18 protein-coding genes are annotated in these 17,525 nt (G+C 71.5%); 3 read left to right on the forward strand and 15 right to left on the reverse strand.

The genetic code is table 11. The features are described 5' to 3' along the window. Window positions 1–87 precede the first annotated feature (87 nt). The 8 genes from ACFRMQ_RS10530 to ACFRMQ_RS10565 all read right to left on the reverse strand — a co-directional run bounded on the left by ACFRMQ_RS10530 (window position 88) and on the right by ACFRMQ_RS10565 (window position 8,354). A complete protein-coding gene (locus tag ACFRMQ_RS10530) occupies window positions 88–681 on the reverse strand; it encodes a DUF4913 domain-containing protein (protein ID WP_380729107.1) in 594 nt (197 codons plus the stop codon). Beyond that, window positions 674–2,410: a type IV secretory system conjugative DNA transfer family protein gene (locus ACFRMQ_RS10535; RefSeq protein WP_380729109.1), complete on the reverse strand. Its 1,737-nt coding sequence runs from the start codon at window positions 2,408–2,410 to the stop codon at window positions 674–676. The genes ACFRMQ_RS10530 and ACFRMQ_RS10535 overlap by 8 nt, the downstream gene beginning before the upstream one ends. Continuing rightward, window positions 2,407–3,831 (reverse strand): ATP-binding protein, encoded by a 1,425-nt coding sequence (locus ACFRMQ_RS10540; protein WP_380729111.1) that lies wholly within the window; start codon window positions 3,829–3,831, stop codon window positions 2,407–2,409. The genes ACFRMQ_RS10535 and ACFRMQ_RS10540 overlap by 4 nt, the downstream gene beginning before the upstream one ends. Window positions 3,832–3,939: 108 nt before the next feature. Then, on the reverse strand, window positions 3,940–5,406 hold the full coding sequence (locus ACFRMQ_RS10545; RefSeq protein ID WP_380729114.1) for an SCO6880 family protein: 1,467 nt from the start codon (window positions 5,404–5,406) through the stop codon (window positions 3,940–3,942). Continuing rightward, a complete protein-coding gene (locus ACFRMQ_RS10550) occupies window positions 5,403–6,836 on the reverse strand; it encodes a hypothetical protein (RefSeq protein WP_380729116.1) in 1,434 nt (477 codons plus the stop codon). Before ACFRMQ_RS10550 ends, ACFRMQ_RS10545 begins: the two co-directional genes overlap by 4 nt. Continuing rightward, on the reverse strand, window positions 6,833–7,588 hold the full coding sequence (locus ACFRMQ_RS10555) for a hypothetical protein (protein WP_380729118.1): 756 nt from the start codon (window positions 7,586–7,588) through the stop codon (window positions 6,833–6,835). Before ACFRMQ_RS10555 ends, ACFRMQ_RS10550 begins: the two co-directional genes overlap by 4 nt. A 61-nt stretch (window positions 7,589–7,649) precedes the next feature. Further along, on the reverse strand, window positions 7,650–7,934 hold the full coding sequence (locus ACFRMQ_RS10560; RefSeq protein WP_380729120.1) for a hypothetical protein: 285 nt from the start codon (window positions 7,932–7,934) through the stop codon (window positions 7,650–7,652). Between the two features lie 3 nt (window positions 7,935–7,937). Then, on the reverse strand, window positions 7,938–8,354 hold the full coding sequence (locus ACFRMQ_RS10565) for a hypothetical protein (protein ID WP_380729123.1): 417 nt from the start codon (window positions 8,352–8,354) through the stop codon (window positions 7,938–7,940). 219 nt (window positions 8,355–8,573) lie between these two features. Here ACFRMQ_RS10565 and ACFRMQ_RS10570 point away from each other — a divergent pair, with 219 nt between their 5' ends. Further along, window positions 8,574–9,605, forward strand: coding sequence for an NlpC/P60 family protein (locus tag ACFRMQ_RS10570; RefSeq protein ID WP_380729125.1), 1,032 nt, complete (start codon window positions 8,574–8,576; stop codon window positions 9,603–9,605). A gap of 563 nt (window positions 9,606–10,168) precedes the next feature. Here ACFRMQ_RS10570 and ACFRMQ_RS10575 read toward each other — a convergent pair. The 6 genes from ACFRMQ_RS10575 to ACFRMQ_RS10600 form a co-directional block, all read right to left on the reverse strand. Next, window positions 10,169–10,552: a contact-dependent growth inhibition system immunity protein gene (locus tag ACFRMQ_RS10575; RefSeq protein WP_380729127.1), complete on the reverse strand. Its 384-nt coding sequence runs from the start codon at window positions 10,550–10,552 to the stop codon at window positions 10,169–10,171. A 73-nt stretch (window positions 10,553–10,625) separates the two neighbouring features. Then, window positions 10,626–11,153 carry an SMI1/KNR4 family protein gene (locus tag ACFRMQ_RS10580; protein ID WP_380729129.1) on the reverse strand — a complete coding sequence of 176 codons (528 nt, stop codon included), beginning with the start codon at window positions 11,151–11,153 and terminating at the stop codon, window positions 10,626–10,628. An 82-nt stretch (window positions 11,154–11,235) separates the two neighbouring features. Further along, window positions 11,236–11,445, reverse strand: a complete 210-nt coding sequence (locus ACFRMQ_RS10585) for a hypothetical protein (protein WP_380729131.1) — start codon at window positions 11,443–11,445, stop codon at window positions 11,236–11,238. 133 nt (window positions 11,446–11,578) lie between these two features. Beyond that, a complete protein-coding gene (locus tag ACFRMQ_RS10590; protein WP_380729133.1) occupies window positions 11,579–12,712 on the reverse strand; it encodes a hypothetical protein in 1,134 nt (377 codons plus the stop codon). A gap of 16 nt (window positions 12,713–12,728) precedes the next feature. Next, window positions 12,729–14,474 carry a relaxase/mobilization nuclease domain-containing protein gene (locus ACFRMQ_RS10595; RefSeq protein WP_380729135.1) on the reverse strand — a complete coding sequence of 582 codons (1,746 nt, stop codon included), beginning with the start codon at window positions 14,472–14,474 and terminating at the stop codon, window positions 12,729–12,731. Continuing rightward, entirely contained in the window at window positions 14,471–14,851 is a 381-nt protein-coding gene (locus ACFRMQ_RS10600) for a hypothetical protein (RefSeq protein WP_380729137.1), read from the reverse strand. Before ACFRMQ_RS10600 ends, ACFRMQ_RS10595 begins: the two co-directional genes overlap by 4 nt. A gap of 207 nt (window positions 14,852–15,058) precedes the next feature. Between ACFRMQ_RS10600 and ACFRMQ_RS10605 the strand changes: the two genes are divergently transcribed. Further along, window positions 15,059–15,388, forward strand: coding sequence for a hypothetical protein (locus ACFRMQ_RS10605; RefSeq protein ID WP_380729139.1), 330 nt, complete (start codon window positions 15,059–15,061; stop codon window positions 15,386–15,388). A 178-nt stretch (window positions 15,389–15,566) separates the two neighbouring features. Here the strand turns inward: ACFRMQ_RS10605 and ACFRMQ_RS10610 are convergent, their stop codons facing one another. After that, window positions 15,567–16,295: a carbon-nitrogen hydrolase family protein gene (locus ACFRMQ_RS10610; RefSeq protein ID WP_380729141.1), complete on the reverse strand. Its 729-nt coding sequence runs from the start codon at window positions 16,293–16,295 to the stop codon at window positions 15,567–15,569. 400 nt (window positions 16,296–16,695) lie between these two features. On the opposite strand from ACFRMQ_RS10610, the gene ACFRMQ_RS10615 reads away from it, so the two are divergent. Beyond that, a complete protein-coding gene (locus ACFRMQ_RS10615) occupies window positions 16,696–17,253 on the forward strand; it encodes a hypothetical protein (protein WP_380729143.1) in 558 nt (185 codons plus the stop codon). The last annotated feature ends 272 nt before the right edge of the window (window positions 17,254–17,525 follow it).

Raw genomic sequence — 17,525 nt, forward strand, 5'->3', positions numbered from 1 at the left:
GCGCGGTTGCCCGCGCACCGGGCATCCGAGCTGTCGAGAGAGGTCGGGGCGCTCCATCCGCGCAGGAAGACCCGATAGCAGCGGCGATCAGACTCCGTCCTCCGTGGCGCACCAAGCGCTGGGCACCAGGCCGGGCAACCGGTGCTCGGTCCGGTGCTCGCCCTTGGTGCAGCCGCCGAACGGGCCGCCCGGGCCGCGCAGGGCGGCGACATGGGGGCGGTAGTGATCCCGGTACCAGACGCTGGGCCCGGTGTACCCGCAAGTGGCGGGATCGGTGAGCTCCTGCCAGGCCAGCCACATCGCGTGCAGCACGCCGACGGCGTCCCAGTGCTCGATCCACCGGTGGCACCACCGGGCCTCGGCGGACACCTCGGCGAGGCATCCGGGGACGAGGACGCCCTCGACCCACTCAGCGAGCAGCCGCAGCTCGGCGTCCCGCTGCTCACCTTCGAGGAGGAAGAGAAAGGGTGGGTACTGCCACTCGGCGTCGGCTTCCTGTTCTTCTCCGGTGCCGCCGGGTGCCTCGCCCCCGCCAGCCGTCCTGTCCCCGTCGCCCGTCGGCCCGGCTGCGCCCGACCCGGCTTCCCGCAGGTCCCGCAGTTCGGCCTGAACGGCCCGGAGCATGGCCTTGAGGTCCTCCACGTCCTCGGTGAGCGCCCGGTTCGAGGCTTCGTCAGCCACGGCGCGCCGTCTTCCGCTGCTCCCAGGCGACGGCGGCGCGCTTGGCGATGGCGGCCTCCTCGGCTGTCATCGCCGGACCGAGGTGGGCCATGGCCGCTTCCTCGTACCAGGGACGCAGGGCGATCTGGGCGACGGGCATGCCCGTGGACAGCAGCAGGGCGGTGCCGCGCTTCATGGCGCGGACCTGGGCGGCTTCGAGGATCTGCTCGCGGTGCTCGCTGACGGACGTCGAGCCGCCCTCGCGGCTCCTGGACCGGGACTCGCGGGTGATGTCGTGGTTGCCGACCAGGGTGGCGATGTCGCCGACGAAGCGCGGGTCGTCCAGACCGACACCGATCACCTTCTTCGTGGCCGCGCCCCACAGGGCGTCCATGCCGACCTCCCCCCAGGCCCGTACGCCCTGCCGGTAGGACTGGAGGATCGTGTACGGCGTGATACCCCGCGAGCCGAGGTGGCTGTAGAGGTCGGGCAGGTCCTCGATCCGGCAGATGTTGGCCGCCTCGTCGAGGACCGCGCGCAGCGGCTCGGGCAGGCGCCCGCCGTGACGCTCGCCGGCCTCGGACGCCGCGGTGAACACGGAGTCGGCGAGGGCGGCGACCACGGCGGAGGCGGCGCCGCCCTTCCTGCTGAGCAGGTAGAGGGTGTCCCGGCTGAGCGCGAACTCCTCCGGCCGGAACCGGGGCCGGTGCCTGTCGGGGAGCATCCAGGCGAGCACCTTCTCGTCGCGCAGCGCGCTGACGGCGGTGCGGGCGTTCTGGTAGATGCCGGACTGGGTCTCCTCGGCGATGTTGATGGAGCTGTCGACCTGTTCGGCGAGGACCTCCTCGTGCTGGTACAGGATCCGCAGCGGCGCCCGCTCCTTGGGGTCGGCCAGCCATCTGAGCACGTCCCGCACGGTGGCGCCGTCCCACCAGGCGGCGCGCAGCATGCCGACCAGCAGATCGCTGGCGCCCTGGGCCCAGAACGGGTCGGCCGTGTCCGACTTCACCTGGTTGACGAAGTGTGAGGCCAGGCGCTCGGCACGGTCGAGCGTCTCGGCCTCGGCGACGATGTCCCACCACCACGCGCGCTCGATCCGGGCGACGCCCTGGGTGTCGAACCCCCAGATGTCGCCCGCCCTACGGCGGGAGGCCAGGGTGGCGGCGTAGACGTCCGGCTTGTTGCTGGTCAGCAGCAGGGCCGCCGGGGCTTCCTCGGCGACCGGGATCGCGATCGCGGAGGACTTGCCGGCCCGGGGCGCCATCAGGGCGAGGTAGGTGTCCTCGTCGGAGCCGCGCAGTTCCACGCCGGTGGGCAGGTGGTCCCCGAGCAGCACACCACGATCGCGCGAGGCGACGGCGCGGGGTGCGACATCGCGCAGGGAGGCCCGGAGCCGGGTGGCGGTGCGGGCGGCCCGCTCGGGGGCGAGGTCGCGCACCTGGTGGAGGGTGGCGAGGTGGGAGGCGTTGTGGAACCAGCGCAGGCCCGCCCACAGACCCCAGACGATGCCGGCGGCGACGGCCAGGTCGAGGAGCGCGGCGCCGATGCCGCTGGCGGTGGGGGAGTGCGGCCAGACGGAGTGCCAGTCACGCGCCATCCTGAGGACGGTGTACGGGCTGAGCGGCGGGACGTCGGCTCCGGTGAGGACGGCGCCTGCGGCGGCCCCGGCCCAGGTGGCCGCGGACAAGGCCACCGAGCCGCCGACGAGGACGCCACCGGCGAGCCACGCCCGGTCGTTCTCGGTCATCATCGACGAGTCTCCTCAGGCTCGTTCCCGCCCGCGTCGGTGTGGTAGAGCCGCTGTTCGGTCGCGGTGAGCGTCATCGACGCGGCGATGCCCGGCCGACTTCCGAGTTTGATCAGGTACTTGCCGCGGCCGGGATGGATCTGGTCGGTGGTGTCGAGACCGGTGCTGGTCGCCGACGCCCAGGACGTGATCATCATCCGTTCCTGCTCGGTGAGAGCCCGTTTGCCGGAGACGCGGCTCAGTTCCTCGTCGGTCGAGCCGCCGATCACCCAGGTGTCGCACCGGTCCATCAGCCCCCTCGCCTTGGCCCGGTCCTCCTCGGTGGGCAGGGATTCGGAGTCGAGGGTCGAATGCGTGGCGTAGATGCTGACATCGTCCGTCGTCCGGTTGAGGCGGCTGATCGCGTCCATGGCATCGACGAGACCCGGGCCTGCACGGAGGGCTCGCCACATCTCGTCCATGGGCAGGACGAGCTTGCGGCGCAGCAGGCCGAGGCTGCGGGCGCTGTCGATGGACGAGTAGGTGTAGGCCCAACTGGCGATCATCCCAGCGGAGACGACGTCGTTGCCACGGGCCCGCAGAGCGCTGATGTCGACGGAGACGGACGGTGCAGCCAGATCGACGGGCGTCGTGGTCGGTCCGTCGAACATCCCCTTGAGCGGGCCGTCGACCAGGTTGTCCAGGCCGGCAACGATCGAACGGGTCAGACCGAGGTAGGTGTCGCCCTCGGCGGCGAGTTTGGCCCGCAGTGGCGCAGGGGCCTGCCGGAGGACGGCGATCACATCGGGAACCACGGGATCGGCGCCCGGGGCGGCGTCGGCGGCGAGTTGCACGGCGGTGGTCAGCGCGGAACGCTCGACCTCGTCAGGCTGGCGTCCGAGCCCGACCCGGGTGGCCAGCAGTGCGCCGAGGGTCTCCAAACGCCGGCCGTTGAGGGCATCCGACAGGGCTCCGCGAGCGGCGGTCGGCAACGTGGGCAGACGGTGCTTCAGAGGGCCGGAGTCCAAGGGATTGATCCGCTCGGTTCCGGCGCCGATCCGCAGTACGCTGCCGCCGAGCTCGCGTACCAGCATGGAGTACTCGCCCTTGACGTCGGCCGGGACACACATCAGGTGGCCGAAGGCCACGTAGACGAGGCAGATCCTCTTGATCAGGGCCGACTTGCCGACGCCGGGCTGCGCCATGACCCACAGGCCCGGGTTGGTGGTGAGTTTGCCGGTCCAGCCGGACGGATCGATGCACACCAGTTCCCCGGTGAGCACGTCTCGGCCGACCGGCACCCCGTGCGGCGGCAGTCGTGAGCCGAGGAGGAAGGGGTAGATCGCGCCGGCCTGAGTCGAGGGACCGGTGTAGACGGTGCCGGTGTCCTCCACGGCTGCCCGGCCGCTGTACAGGCCTCCCCAGCCGAGCCGCGGGGCGTACACGCGGCGGGAGCCTGTCGTGCGACGGATCCCTCCGCGCTTCGGCCCTCCGTCGGCCGGCTCGGGAATCCAACGGGGTGTCAGAACCTTCGGCTGCCTCATGCGGGTTCCCTACTTCACCAGGGGGTGGTAGCCGATCGGCAGACCGGCCGCGAAGGTGGATGCCTGCGCGCCGTAGGCAGGCCGCATCCGGATGCCCTTCGCCGCCTTCACCGCACGCTCCAGCTCCTGCCGGGCGCCGGGGAGTTCGGCGGCGCAGCGGGCGGTGGCGGTGACCCGCAGCGTCCAGTCGACGACCTGGGCACCGCCCGCTGCTTGGTGGGCCGCCTGTTCGGCACGCTGGTAGTCGGCCTTCTGACTCCACTTCGCGCGTCCCCGCACCTGGGCGGTCGCCTGGGCACGCTGCTCGGCGTTGGAGATCTCACGCTCGAGAACCGCCTCGCCCTCGATCGGGTCGAGCACTCGGTAGGAGATGGTGACACGACGCTGGAACCGTCCGGGGCTCAGCAGCGGCAGCAGCACGCTGTAGGGGATCGGGCGGCGAGGCATCTCCCGGAGCACCCAGCTCACGGAGACGGCGCCGTCGTGCGCATAGGCCTCCAGCAGGTCGTCGGCGGCGACCGGGCCGCACTCGCCCCAGGACAACTCGGCGAAGTCCTCGTCCCGGGCGTCGAACACCGCGGGATCGTAGGCGGAACGGACCATGCGGCGCAGGTCAGTGGGTGTGCCCCGTCGAACGATGTCTGTGCCGGTGCCACTCAGATCGAGCGTGTCGACCACCCGAAGGGCCTCGGCCACCTGCTCGGCCAGGTCGGTCGCAGGGTTCGTGCCGGCGGTCGGGTCGACGATGACGGTCATCCACGGCGCCACCGAGGCGGTCGCGCGTGGCGTGGTGCGCACGAGTTCGTCGATCGTGTCGAGAGCCAGACGAGGGGCGTCCGGTCGACGGCGGGCCTTGACATCGTCGGCGAGCGCTTCGCCCGCACCGGGGGTGATCTGGATGGTGACGGAGGCACCCAGGATCTGCTCGTCGGTGCTCATCGCGTCCAGGACCGAGCTCCAGCTGCGCAGACCGGCGCGAACCGCGTTGGTGGTGGCCATGAGTGTCCCCCCTGGGGCGAGCAGGGTGGTGACGGCCATCGCCCCGGTGGACCGGTTCTGGACCACCCCGACCGGGCAGCCGGTGGTGGGGTCGTGGGCGGCGATCAGCGCGGAACTCGCACCGACGCCGGGAAGGTCCAGGGCGTACGGCTGCGGAAGAAGAACCTGTCGGTAGGAGGCACTACCCGAACGGTTGGCGCGCCGCCACGCGAGGATGGCCCAGTAGTAGGCCAGAGCTGACATGCCGTGCCGACGCGCGGCGGCGAGCCCGGCGAAGGCGAGGGTGATCGGCACGGTGACGAGCAAGGTGCCTGGGTGCCGGGCTCCGACGATGCCGTCGGCGATCAGCACCGCCGCCGCGGTGATGGTGGCGGGCCGTGACATTCCGCCGAGGCCGAAGCCGCGCCGTGTGCGGAATCCCTGCACCCTCAGTCCGTCCGGGACCTCATGTGTTGTCGCAGTGGTTGCCGTGGTCACAGGTGTCCTCCGCTTCCGATCTCCCCCGCGCCCCGCTCGGAGGCCTGGTCAAGCCCATCCAGGACCTGGACCACGGGGGCCGCTCCGGCTGTCGTCCCAGCGACCCCGGCAACGCCTCCCGTGCCGGCGGCTTCGACCACGTCCCCGCCGTCGGCCGTGTCCCCTGCCGCGGCAGGGTGCGGGATCCGCCCGGCGCCGGTACGGGCGGCCTGGGCAAGGGCGTCGCTGCCGCCGTCCTCCGCTTCGCCGTAGGCCTTGCCCTTGGACATGGTCTGTTCCACGTGCTTGGCGTGTTCGACGGCCGTGGCCGGATGGCCTCCTCCACCGTCCGTGGTCCCGCTGTCGGCGATCTCACCGCTTCCGCGCCTGGTCATCGCACCGATCGCGCCCACGGCCCCGACGGCGCCGGAGCCGGCCATGCCCGAACCGATCTCCTCGCTCAGGGAGGCGAAGACCCGGGTGAGCGGTCCGGGTGCGAGGATGCCGAGCACCAGTGTGGCCAGGCCTCGCAGCCATGCGCTGAAGCCGTCCGACTTTCCGAACTCGGTGAATCCCACGCAGACGATGACCGCGAGAACGGGCTTGTAGGCGATGCCGACGAGGATCGAGGAGATCAGTTTCGGTACCCACTTCTGGGCGGTGTCGCCACCGATACGTCCGGCCCCGGCGATCGGGAGCAGCAGGCACTGGATCGGGATCGCACTGTTGCGCAGGAAGACCAGCACGAGCTGGATGAAGCCGACCAGGATGAGGACCACGGAGCCGCCCGCCACGATCACCGGGTTCACGATCCCTTCGGGAACCATGGTGGTGATGATCTTGTCGAAGGCGGTCTTGTCATCGTGGAAGACGCCTTGGACCAAGCCCTCGGTCAGCGCGTCGCCGGCCGCCAGCAGCAGCGCCACCAGTGATACCCCGAAGACGCTCAGCATCGCGTTCTGCGCCCACCCGGAGGCGGCGCGCAGCAGGTGCTTGGCTTGGCCGGTGATGGCCGTGCGCCCGGCTTGCCACATGAATCCGAACACTGAGATCACCAGGCCGAGCCAGGTCATCATGCCGGCCAGCACGGCGTCCCCGCTCCACAGGCCGGTGTCCTCCAGTCTCAGTGACGGTCCTCTCAAGGCGATCGTCAATGTTACTGCCATCAGCTGCTTGCACAGTTCGACGGCCGCCTTGAGCCAATCGCCGAGGGCGGAGGTCCAGATGTTGTCCCACTCCTCGTGGACCGCTTTGTCGGTTGCCTCGCCGGCCCTCTTGCACCAGTCGGTGTCGAGGGTCCGCCCGATCAGGCCGACGGCGCTCTGGGCGCAACCGAACTCGACGATCGAGCCGATGACGCCGTCGTCCGCGACCGCCTGCGGCGCGGTGGCCGTGCCTGCGCCGAAGACGACCGCCACCACCAGGAGGAGAGAAGCGAGCCTGTACCTCACGAGGCTTGCCTGATCGCGGTCCAGCCGGCCGTGTTGAAGGCGGCGTCGCCCGGTGCCGCGATGGCCGGCCCCTGGTCGGACTGGGTCGTGCCCGCTTTGACGGCCTGTCCCGACAGCTTCCAGTCGCCGTCCTGCCAGACGGCGCCGAGGAGTCCCACGGTGTAGACCCTCTGCTCCGGGACCATCTCCCCGCCCTTGTCGGTGACGACCGTCAGCACGTACGCGGTCACCAGGGCCGGGGAGACTTGGATGGTCTTGATCCCGATCATGGTGGCTCGCATGAAGGCCCCGCTCGGCAGGGGTCCACGGCTCGGCAGCCCGAGGGCTCTGCGCGTCCCGGCGTCGGTTTCCTCCGCGCCTTGGCGTACCTTCGCCTCTGCCGTCGGGGACTGCTCAGAGGGCAGCATGTAGGTTCTGTAGACCGCGAGGTGTTGGTTCGTCAGAGTGTCGCTTCCTTCGACGTCCATCAGAGAGGCGGCCGCCATCATCCCGATGGCGCCATCGGCGGTGTCGGGGAAGCCGATTTCCCTCCCGTTCGCCGCCTTCCGGGCGCCCCGCGATACGGCGAGCCAGCGTCGCGGTTCGGTCCAGGTCGGTGGAACGCTGTACATGGGCGCAGGCTGAGGACTTGCGGTCGTTGTCGGTGCGACCGGGGACGGCGTGGACATCGCGCCCCCGTACTGCGGCGTCGGGTCGTTGCCGTCGTCGATCAGAACTGCGTACCCGGTCAGCCCGAGCACCGCAGCCAGCATGACGACTGATCCCCACACCACGGTCCGATCGAGACGACTGCTCCGCTTCGGTTTCCTCATGTCAGCCCGCGATGCCGTTGAGGATGGAAATCAACGATCCGGCGAGCAGGACGGCCGCGACGCCGCTGCCCATCCACTTGAACGGTTCGGACCCACCGCCGTGGCGGGACTTGTCGGACATGGCGAGCTTCCACACCCCGACGCCGGCGGCGACAACACCTGCCAGCAGGAGGATCCACAGGCCATAGCCGAACAACGTGCTGACCGTCCCGTCCATCCCCGGGATCTTGGTCGGCTTGGCGGCGGGGATCAGCCCCGAGTTCTTGGGGTCTTCGGCGATGAACATCAGTCACTTCCCTTCGAGCTGGGCACGTAGCCGGAGGGCCGCGCGTGCCACGGCGGCGTCGGCCAGGGCGTCTTCGGCGCTTTCGACCGCGCGGAGCGCCGGCAGGTAGGGCAGGTGCGCCGTTCCGGCGAGGCGTCCGCCGAGGGCGCGGAGACGGTAACGGGCAGCCGCCGCGGGGCGGGCGGGGACGTCGGCCACCACGACGAGCCAGGGCTTCGCAAGAGCGCTGGGCCACCTTCGGACGATCGCCTCCACCTGGACGGTCCCGTAGACGGTGCTGGGGGCGACGATCACCGGCTGGACGCCGTACGGCACCGGTTCTCCCGGTCCGAGTCCGCGGGCGCGCAGGCCCCGGCCGTCGTCCCCGTCGAGCATCCGAAGCACCACGGCGGAGGCGATGTCGTAGCCGTGAACCGGCATGAGCCCGTACCTCGGGATGGCGGGTGCCTGCTGAGCCGGTACCACCGGATTGGGCGCCACGGCGCAACCTCCCCCAGTAACTCGCGTTGTCAGAGCGGCCTTTCGACCACGAGCGAGGCCGTCATGATTCGGCCACGTGACGTAACGCCCCTGGTGGTGCGGAAGGCACGGCCATCCGCCCATTCGGGCCTATCGGCGCACGTCACAAGGGGAGTCTCCGTGAAGAAGGTTCTGGTCGGGTGCGCGGTCCCGCTCGTGCTGCTGCTCGTCGTGGTCGTCGCGGTGTTCGCCCTGATGGCGACGGCGGGGGCCGCCACCGAGAAGGGCGGCGTGCCGGTCGGCGGGGTGCCCGAGGAGTACCGGTCATGGGTGCTCCGGGCCGCCGGAGACTGTCGTGACCCGGCGCTGACACCGGAGTTGCTCGCGGCCCAGCTGTTCGAGGAGAGCGGATTCCGCGCCGACGCGCGCAGCCCGGTCGGCGCGGAAGGGCCGGCGCAGTTCATGCCGGGCACTTGGGCGACCTGGGGGAGGGACGACGATCACAGCGGCACGGCGTCGCCCTTCGACATCGGAGACGCCGTGATGGCGCAAGGGCGGCTGATGTGCAGTCTGCTCGGGCAGGCGGCGGCGTCCGGCATCGCCGACGACCCCCGCCGCCTGGCACTGGCCGGCTACAACGCCGGGTGGGCCGCGGTGGAGGCCGGCCACGGTGTGCCGCCGTACGCCGAGACCCAACGCTATGTGGCGGACATCATGGGCAACTTGGGCCGCTTCCACGGCACCGGCCCGTTCTCGGAGATCACGGGGTACGGCGTCGGCCCGGACACCGCCCGCCGGGCCGCCACCCAGCTGGGCGTGCCCTACAGCTACGGCGGCGGCTCCCCGGCCGGTCCGAGCCGTGGCCACTGCGACGCGGACGGCGGGTACCGGGACGGGCGGTGCCTGGCCGAGGAGACGGTCGGCTGGGACTGCTCGGCGCTCGTCCAGTACGCCTACTGGCCCGCCCGCCGTCTTCCCCGCACCGCCGCCGAGCAGTACTCCGCCACGGCCGACCGCCCCGTCGCCCACGCCGACCTCCGAGCCGGCGACCTGCTGTTCTGGCGCCGCAGCGACAGCGGCCACGTCTACCACGTGGCTCTCTACATCGGTGACGGACTGATGATCTCCGCGCCGAAGACCGGCGATCTCGTCAAGAAGGCCCCCGTCGCGGACATGCCCGCCGCCGACTTCGCGGGCGCCACGCGACCGTAGGAAGGGTCTGTAGGTTCCCACTGCGCTTTGCGCATTCCCGCTGACTCTGCGCCCACGTTGCGCATGCGCAAGGCCAGTGGGGCACCGAGTAGGCGGTTCGACAGCAGCACCTACCGATTCCCTGATTCTTCACCCATCGCGGGTGATCTGAAGCCGGTTCACACCGTCCAGGTTCGGCCGGAGGGGGACGGCCACGCCATGAGTGACCGGTCTGATGTCTTGATCACCGAAGGTCCCTCCGTGTCGTCGGCCTCGAATGTGACGGTGCGCCGTCGCAGCGGCAGTGGTGCCATCGTGGAGACCTCGTTGGATCAGGTGTCGGTCGATGACGTGCCGGCGAGACTGCCGGTGCGGGAGACGCGCTGGTTCACGGGTCGGCAGCGCTACTCAGGGTGGGCCCGGGAGTCGGGCGTCACCTTCGAACACGTCCGCTTCGCTCTGGACCACCTCGACCGGCCGGAACGCGACCGAGGGCCCAGAGCGCTACCCACGACCTGGCAACGCCAGCAGGAGATGGCACAGCTCGCCACACACACTCGACACCTGAAGAGGGCCCCACCGACCTACAGAGCCAGGAAGCGCTCTACATCTCGCCTCAACAACGGCGTGAGACCACGCAGCTCCGAGACGATCAGACGAAGCTCGAGCCCGAGTTCGGGCGACTCGCTCCAGATCTCCGGACTCACGGCGAGTACGGCGGCCAGCAGATCACCCTCATACATGTCGCCCTCCGCCATCGGGTCGCCTCGGAGCACCTCCAGCGCCACCGGCAGGACATGGGTAACGCCCACGTCCTGCCTGATCAGCAGACGCAGCTCCTCGACGGTCAGTTCGCCGATCGACCTTCGCCGCAGCGCATGCACGGTTGCCACAAGGCGGGTGACATCGCCTGTCGGGGCCGGCCAACGATCATGCTCAAGCTCCTCAAGGGAGCGGTCACGGTTCACGCGTCGAGTCACCGAAGGATCGTCCCACGACAGGTCTCAAACGCGCTCCGCGACGGCGGAGCGCCGGTCGGAGTCAGCGGCACAGCTCCATGATGATGTCGTCGAAGTTGGGGAACTCCTGGGCTGCCTGCTCGATGACGGCAGTGGCCGGCTGCTGTCGGCCGGGGGCGAATCGCTCGGCGACGGCCGCCAGTTGCCGGTTGGGACGGGGGCTCCAGTCGGGCTCGTACGTGGTGGCCGCTTCCCAGGGGCCGACGCCTCCAGCGAGCAGCCACAGGAAGTCGCCCAGGTCCCGCGCCAGTACAGCGGTCTCACCTTCGGAGCCGAGGAAGACGATGGGCTGGTCGATGAGTGGGCGGCCTGGCCGGATCAGCCAGAACGTCGCATGTCCACCCGTGCCGTCTTGGCCGAACACGCGGAAGTCGTCACCGCTCAACTCCGTGTTGCCAGTCCAGGCCCGGAGCCAGTCGTTGGTGTCCTCGGCGGGCAGGAATGCCGGGAAGGGCTCGAAGTCGATCCCTTTGCCGTCGGCGTAGTCGAACGGGACCGACAGCGCGGCGGCGAGTGCGGCAGGGAACTGTCGATCACTTGTCTGAGTCACGTGGAGAGGCTAGCGACTACCAGTGTCATCAACGTCCGCTCACCCTGGACGGACGAGACACCGCCATCCATCGGACCAGGTTCTAGGGTCGCCACTCCTCCCCGCAGCCGGGGTGCTCGGCGTACGACTGCGTGAGAACGCGCAGGGCATGGCCGAGCCCGACGTAGCGTGCGTCGGACGGATCCATCGCCTCATAGTCCCGGGCCGGGATGTCGACGAGGTCGAGCATCGGCAGGTGGCTGTCAAGCAAGGCGTCAGCCCCGAACCGATAGGCCACCTCGGCACAGGGCATGGTTGTCCGCCTCGTAGCGGGCGTGAAGGAACTTCAGGAGGTCGTCCACGAGGAGATCATCGCCCAGCCTCAGCGACGGGGGCAGCCATGTCGGGCGCCCCGTCCACCGGCCGGGCCGATGGGAGTGGTGCCGCTACCGCGACCGTCCCGCGCTGGGGTTCGGGACGGGGGCCCGGTGAGCGGCGGGCCGGGGGCCGCCGGGCGCTGCGCCGCGCGTCCGAGACGGGGGCGGCCCCGCCGCCGAGGTGGCCCTGGCCGCCTCGGTCACCACCGCGGCCGACGTGACCGCGTCGTACGCCGGCCTGCGCAGCGCCTCGGTGGCGGCCCGGACCAGACGGGGAACGAGGGAGGAGGCGGGGCCGGACTCCCAGCCGCGATCACGCGTCAGCCGCGCCAGGTGATCCCGGACCGGCTCGCCGTCGTCCTGCATCCGCGCCATCCGGGCGGCCAGCAGCGGCCACTGGCGGGAGGTCACCAGCAGCGCCGCCTCGCGCTCCCGTCCGGGCAACGCCTCCTGGACCCAGCGGACGAAACGGTCGTTCTCCACCCGGCTCACGCCCAGCTGCGCCAATGCCCTCCGGCGGTCCCCCAGGTCGAGGTCCCTCGGCAGATCCAGCCCCACCGTCAGCGGACCGTAGGAGCGAAGGGAATCCCGGCTCGGCCCGCCCGCCGACCGCCGAGCGGCGTCAGACCCCCGGCCGACCGCCTGATCGACACCGACCCCCTCCGCGTACGCGGCCGCCAGCAGCCGCCGGACGTCGACGCCCCGCTCCAGGAGCTCCCGCATCGTCGCGGCGATCTCCGGCCACAGGGGAGAGGCGAGGATCGCCTCGCGCACCGGACCCGCCGGCATGCCCGCACGGAGCAGCTCCGCCCACTCCCGCGTCCGCTCGTCCGTGAGCCGCGCCGAGCCGGCCAGGACGGCATTCCGCACCGACACCGCGATGTCCCCCAGCCGGGGCAGGAACTCCTCCAGGTCCACACCGGACCGCCGCAAGGCGACCAGCTGCCGCGCCATCACCGGCCAGTCCGGACCGGACATCAGCATCCAGGCCACGTCAGGGGCGAGCAGGGCCTTGAGATCCCCGGCCGCCTCGGAAACGGCCGGGTCGGCCGGCGGCAGCGGGTGCTCCCGCCCCGATCTGAGCTGCGCCGCGCGGCGCACCGCGTCCGCGACGGCCAGCACCAGACGCACCGCGGCCGTCGACGTCTGCACCGCCTCGCCGACCGCGTCGGCGAACGGTTCTCCCGGGTAGGGCGTGGTCATCGCGAACTCCTGTCGGTCACAGGCCCCGTTTGGGCCCTTCCGGTTCGTTGATGGGGGAACGCTTCGCACCGGCCGCGGGACCGGAGGTCTTCCTGGCCCCCGGTGGAGGCGTGGAGGTGAACAGTGGAGCAGCTGCCACCGCTCGCGTGTCCGGCGCTGCCCCGTGCGTACGGGCCCACCCGTCCAGCCTCCAGACGAGAACCTGCGCGATGGACGCCGCGGAGCGGAGCTCACGCCGCGCCGCGACCGCCGCGAGGACCGCGGCGGGGTCGAAGCCCTGCCGCTCCAAGGCCAGCAGGCGTCCGCGCAGGACCGGCCAGACGGAATCCACCAGGACCACCGAGGCCTGGTCGGGAAGGGCCCTCGTCACCGCGTCGGTCAGCCGTGACGGCCGGCCGGGGCCGACGTCGGCCGGTCCCGCCCGCCTCGTGCGCGACCGGGCTCCGGTACCCGCGGATGCCCCGATGCTCATCTCCACGGCCTCCTGCAACGACCGGCCGGCTCTACCGGCCGCGTCGGCCTGGAGGTGATGGCCCTGTTCCTCGTGCCAGAGCCGCGCAGCCGTGACGGCGGTGACCAGCGCCAGCAGGAACCCCAGAAAGGCGGCCGCGTCGTTGTGGCCGGACGACCTGGCCGACGACACGAGGATCCGGGCCGAGGAACGAAGCAGCATCCGCGCCTCACCGTCCAGGTCGCGCCGGCCAGGAGCCCTGGCGGCCCGCTCGAACTCCGCCGCCGAGGCGCGCAGACTCGGTCCGGCCAGGGGAGGCGCGGCGTCGGACGCCACCACGAGAAGGTCGCCGAGCGCGGCGACGTCGCCGGCCCCTGCCCGCCGTCCGCCCCGGCCGAGCGAACCCGACACCGCGCCGAGGTGGTGCGCGAGCGTCTGCCAGAACGCGTGCGGCGCCACCTCCGGCTCCGGGATCGGGACCTGCCAGCGCTCGCGGACCCGGGGGAGCGACAGGTCGTAGGCCAGGCCCGAGCCCGCGAACCACACCGCCCGGTCGGCCCGGTCCCGGTCGCCGGGCAGCGCGACCGAGTAGCCCGTCGCGGCGCCGTCGCCTGGGCCGCGACGCTGCGCCACCCGCAGGCCGCAGGAGTGGAGACGGGCGAAGAACTCGTCCTCGCTCGCCGCGGCCGCCGCGGCCGTGCGGACGGTCCACTGGAGCTGCTCGCGCGCGCTCACCGGCAGGTGACGGCGTGCGGCCTTTCGAGTCTCGCCGGTCGTCGGCCACCGCCGCGCGGTCCGATCCCCTGACGTCAGCCGGCGCAGTCCCCACCGCTCCTCCAACCGCCGGGCGAGCTGCTGCATCCGCACGATGTCCTGGCGCAGATCCGGTTGGATACCGTCCTGGCGGATCTTCGTCGCGACGATGTGGACGTGGTCGTCCGCGTGCCGGACCGCCACCCAGCGGCAGCCCCATCTCTCGCCCCGCGGAGCGATGCCGGCGGCGCTCATCATCGACCGGGCGACCTCGGCCCACTGCTCGTCCGTCAGAAGCGGATCCTCGGGCGCCACGCGCACCGCGACATGGTAGACGTGTTCGGCCGGCGTGCTGCCCCGGGCAGCGTGCACCGGAGCGTCCAGGAGCAGCGCGAGATCCCCGACCGTCGTGTCCGGCGACCGCGCGGGGTCGGGCACCCACGGCGCCCAGGCGGCGATCAGACGCGGGTCCTCGTGCTCGTCCCGCTTTCCGGGGCCGTACAGGTAGTGCAGCAGTCCGGCGGTGTCACTTCCGTCCTTCGCCCTCTTGGGGATCACCAGCGCGACGCCCGCTCCCGCATCAACTGCATCGTCGCCCGGTCGACCCGCTGCACGGCCTCCTGGACGAGACGAGTGGCGGGCTGTGCGTCCGAGGGGCCGACCGACCCCAGCCCCTCGCAGACCCGCACCAGTTCCCCGCGCGATCTGACGAGCTCCGCCAGCACGTCCCGGGCGTCCGCGGACACCGGCACGAGCTGATCCTTGGCGACCTCCAACGCCTTCCGAGCCACCCACGCGGACACCACCATGCCGTCACGTTTCGCCGCCTCGCGCACGATCGTCAGCTCGGCGTCGTTGTACGCGAGGTTCACCCGGTTCGACCGCGGCGACCGCATCTGCCGCTCCCGCCGTCGCGCGCCCTCCGTACCACTCACCGTCGATCCTCCTCGGCTCCGCGGATCGGCGTTCCGGGGACCGGAACGAAGGCGGCCCTCGTCGTGATTTCCTGCTGCGTCACACTGCTGTGCGATCGAACCGACTGTCGGCTGATACGCCGGAGTGGCAGCTGAAAATCACCGGCACGGGTGATCTCTGCGGGAGGCTTCGAAACCACTCGAAGTGATGGCTCTACGATCCGCAGCATGACGAGAGAAGACGAGTTCCTGAGGCGAATGCGCGAGATTCAGGACGACCGTGAGAAGGCCATTGTCTCGCTCGCAGCCGTCATGACGGAGCGACAGCGTCTCAAGGATCAGCTGGCCGACACCGAGGCCCCGTACGGAATCGCCTACGCAGCCGCCGAGGCGGCCGGCTGGAGCGCGGAGGAGCTCGCCCGGCTGGGGGCGGAGACGCCCGCGCGCCGTCCCAAAGGGCGGCCCCGGAAGCACGCCCCGACTGGCAGGACCATTCTCCCCGTCCCCTCACCCGGTGACGGGGAGAGCCTCGACCACGTCGGCGTACAAGCCGGCTGAGCGCCGACGCGACGTCGTCGCCGCCTGGTCGGGAGGTGGTGAACCCTCGCGGGGTGGCCGCGTACAGCCGCGTACAGCGAGTTAGTGGTCAGTGTTCCATCGACTCCGGGGCACATCCTTCGGGCCTTGACGCGACGAAGACGCGCGTCCGGCTTTGCGACTGGGTGGCCTCGGCCCGTCAGTGCACCTCGGCGAGGGCGAACCCCTCCCGGTCGGGGCCCGCGTCGGCGATCCGCTCGCCGTCCGGGCCCCACGCGCCGCTGCGGCCCACGCACAGGCCCGCCTCGCTCGGGCCGAGGAGGTTCGCCAGGACCACGGACAGCCCGAACTCCCTGGCCCGTACCGGGTACACCTTCTCGAACGAGTCGTTGTCGGCGTCCAGCGCCGAGCTCGCCAGATAGACGGCGCAGCCGTCCGCGGCGGCCCGCTCGGCGAGGTCGGGGAAGCGGTTGTCGTAGCAGGTGGCGAGCGCGAACCGGACGCCGTCCAGGGTGAAGCGCCCGTCGGCGCCGCCCGGGGCGAAGACCTCGGCCTCGACGCCGTACAGGTGCCGCTTGTCGTAGCGGGCAAGGAGTTCGCCGTCCGGACCGACGACCAGCGAGGTGATCCCCGGCCGGCCCTGAGCCCCCGGCCCGAGCACCGGTGCGTTGACGACGGCGGCCGCCCCCGCCGCCCGGCAGGCCTCCCGCAGCGGATCGAGCCGGGCGTCCGACTCGGTGAGGAGGACGGCCGGGGTGGCGCGGATGAGGGTCGGTTCGTAGCCGGTGAGGGCCAGCTCGGGAAGGACGACGACGCGGGCCCCCTCGGCACCGGCTCGGCGGATCAGGCCGGACACCGTCCGGACGTTGGCCTCGACATCCCCGGCGGCCGGGGCGAACTGCGCAGCTGCGATGATCACACCGGCCATCATCCCGCCTGCCCGCCCCGGGCGGAACCCCGGGAACCCCGGGCGGAACCCCGGGCGGAAACCCCGGGTCCGGGGCCCTCCGACCGTCCGGAACCCGTCGGCCCTCCTGCCTGACCCGGACCCGGACGCCAGGCGGCGGACTTCCGGGGCGGAGGAGTGGTCCCGCTCCGCGTGCCCGGCCGAGCGGGTGGCCGAGCAGGCGCGTGCGGAAGCGTCGGACGCCCGACGGCGAGTCGCGCCATGAGGACTCCGACACGGTGACGTCTCCGCCCGGGGCACCTGTCGGTGGGGGCGGGTAACGTGTGGCAGCTCGGTCCGGTGGCCGGCGGAGGCGGGCCGCTGGCTCCGGCATCGTGTGAAGGCCCGAGGAGGGGAGTGCCGAGGAAGGGGAGTGCCGAGAGTGGTTGACACCTGGTGGACGGTCGCCGAGGAGGACGACCGGCTCCGATGGAGGCTGGATCCGCGTGTGAGCGTCGGCCCGCTGCGGTTCGGCATGGGCTACGAGGACGTGCTGGAGGCACTCGACGGTTTCCTGGAGCCTTCCTCGAGGAGCACGAGTCACTACGGCCGGGTGCTGAGTGACGACTTCTTCCTCCCGCAGTCGTCGAACCATCCTGCCCTCACGGCCTACTACGATGCCGAACGCCTGGTGTGCGTAGCCGTCAACGCGCTGCGCGGCCCGCAGGTCACGCTGGAGGCACTGTCGTTGGTCGGCCGCGTGCCGTCCGAACTCGAAGCCGACTTCGCCGGGTACACGTCCACCCGCGGGTACGACCTGACCTACGGTCAGTTCGGCGATCCCGGCTCGCAGGCGCTGGGAGTGGTCCTTCGCGCGCAGCGCGCCGGTGACGTCGTCCTGAGCCGGCCGGTGCTCGTCGCCCCGTCTTGGGCGGAGCGTTGCGTTGACGTTTCGGAAGGCCGCATCCCCGACGCGGAATGGCGCGATCGGCACTGGTAGCCGAGCGACCTGACGGTTGGCAGGCCAGGGGCCCTCCCGCGGGGCCTGACGCAGAGGCCAGGACGGCGTAGACGGCCCGCAGGATCCGTACCGGCCGACCGGTCGGCTTCGCCAAGATGCCTGGCGAGATCGCGTACCAGCACGTCACCCTCTCTCGTACAGCACCATGGCCGACTGGCGGCGGGCGAAGGAGAGCTCGGCCCGAGGGTCGACCGCGTCTGCCTCCGGTGCTGTGCCGGGCCGAGCGTGACGGCCGGGCCGGGTGCCCGGCC

The organism is Kitasatospora sp. NPDC056783 (genome assembly GCF_042789895.1).
GTDB lineage: Bacteria > Actinomycetota > Actinomycetes > Streptomycetales > Streptomycetaceae > Kitasatospora.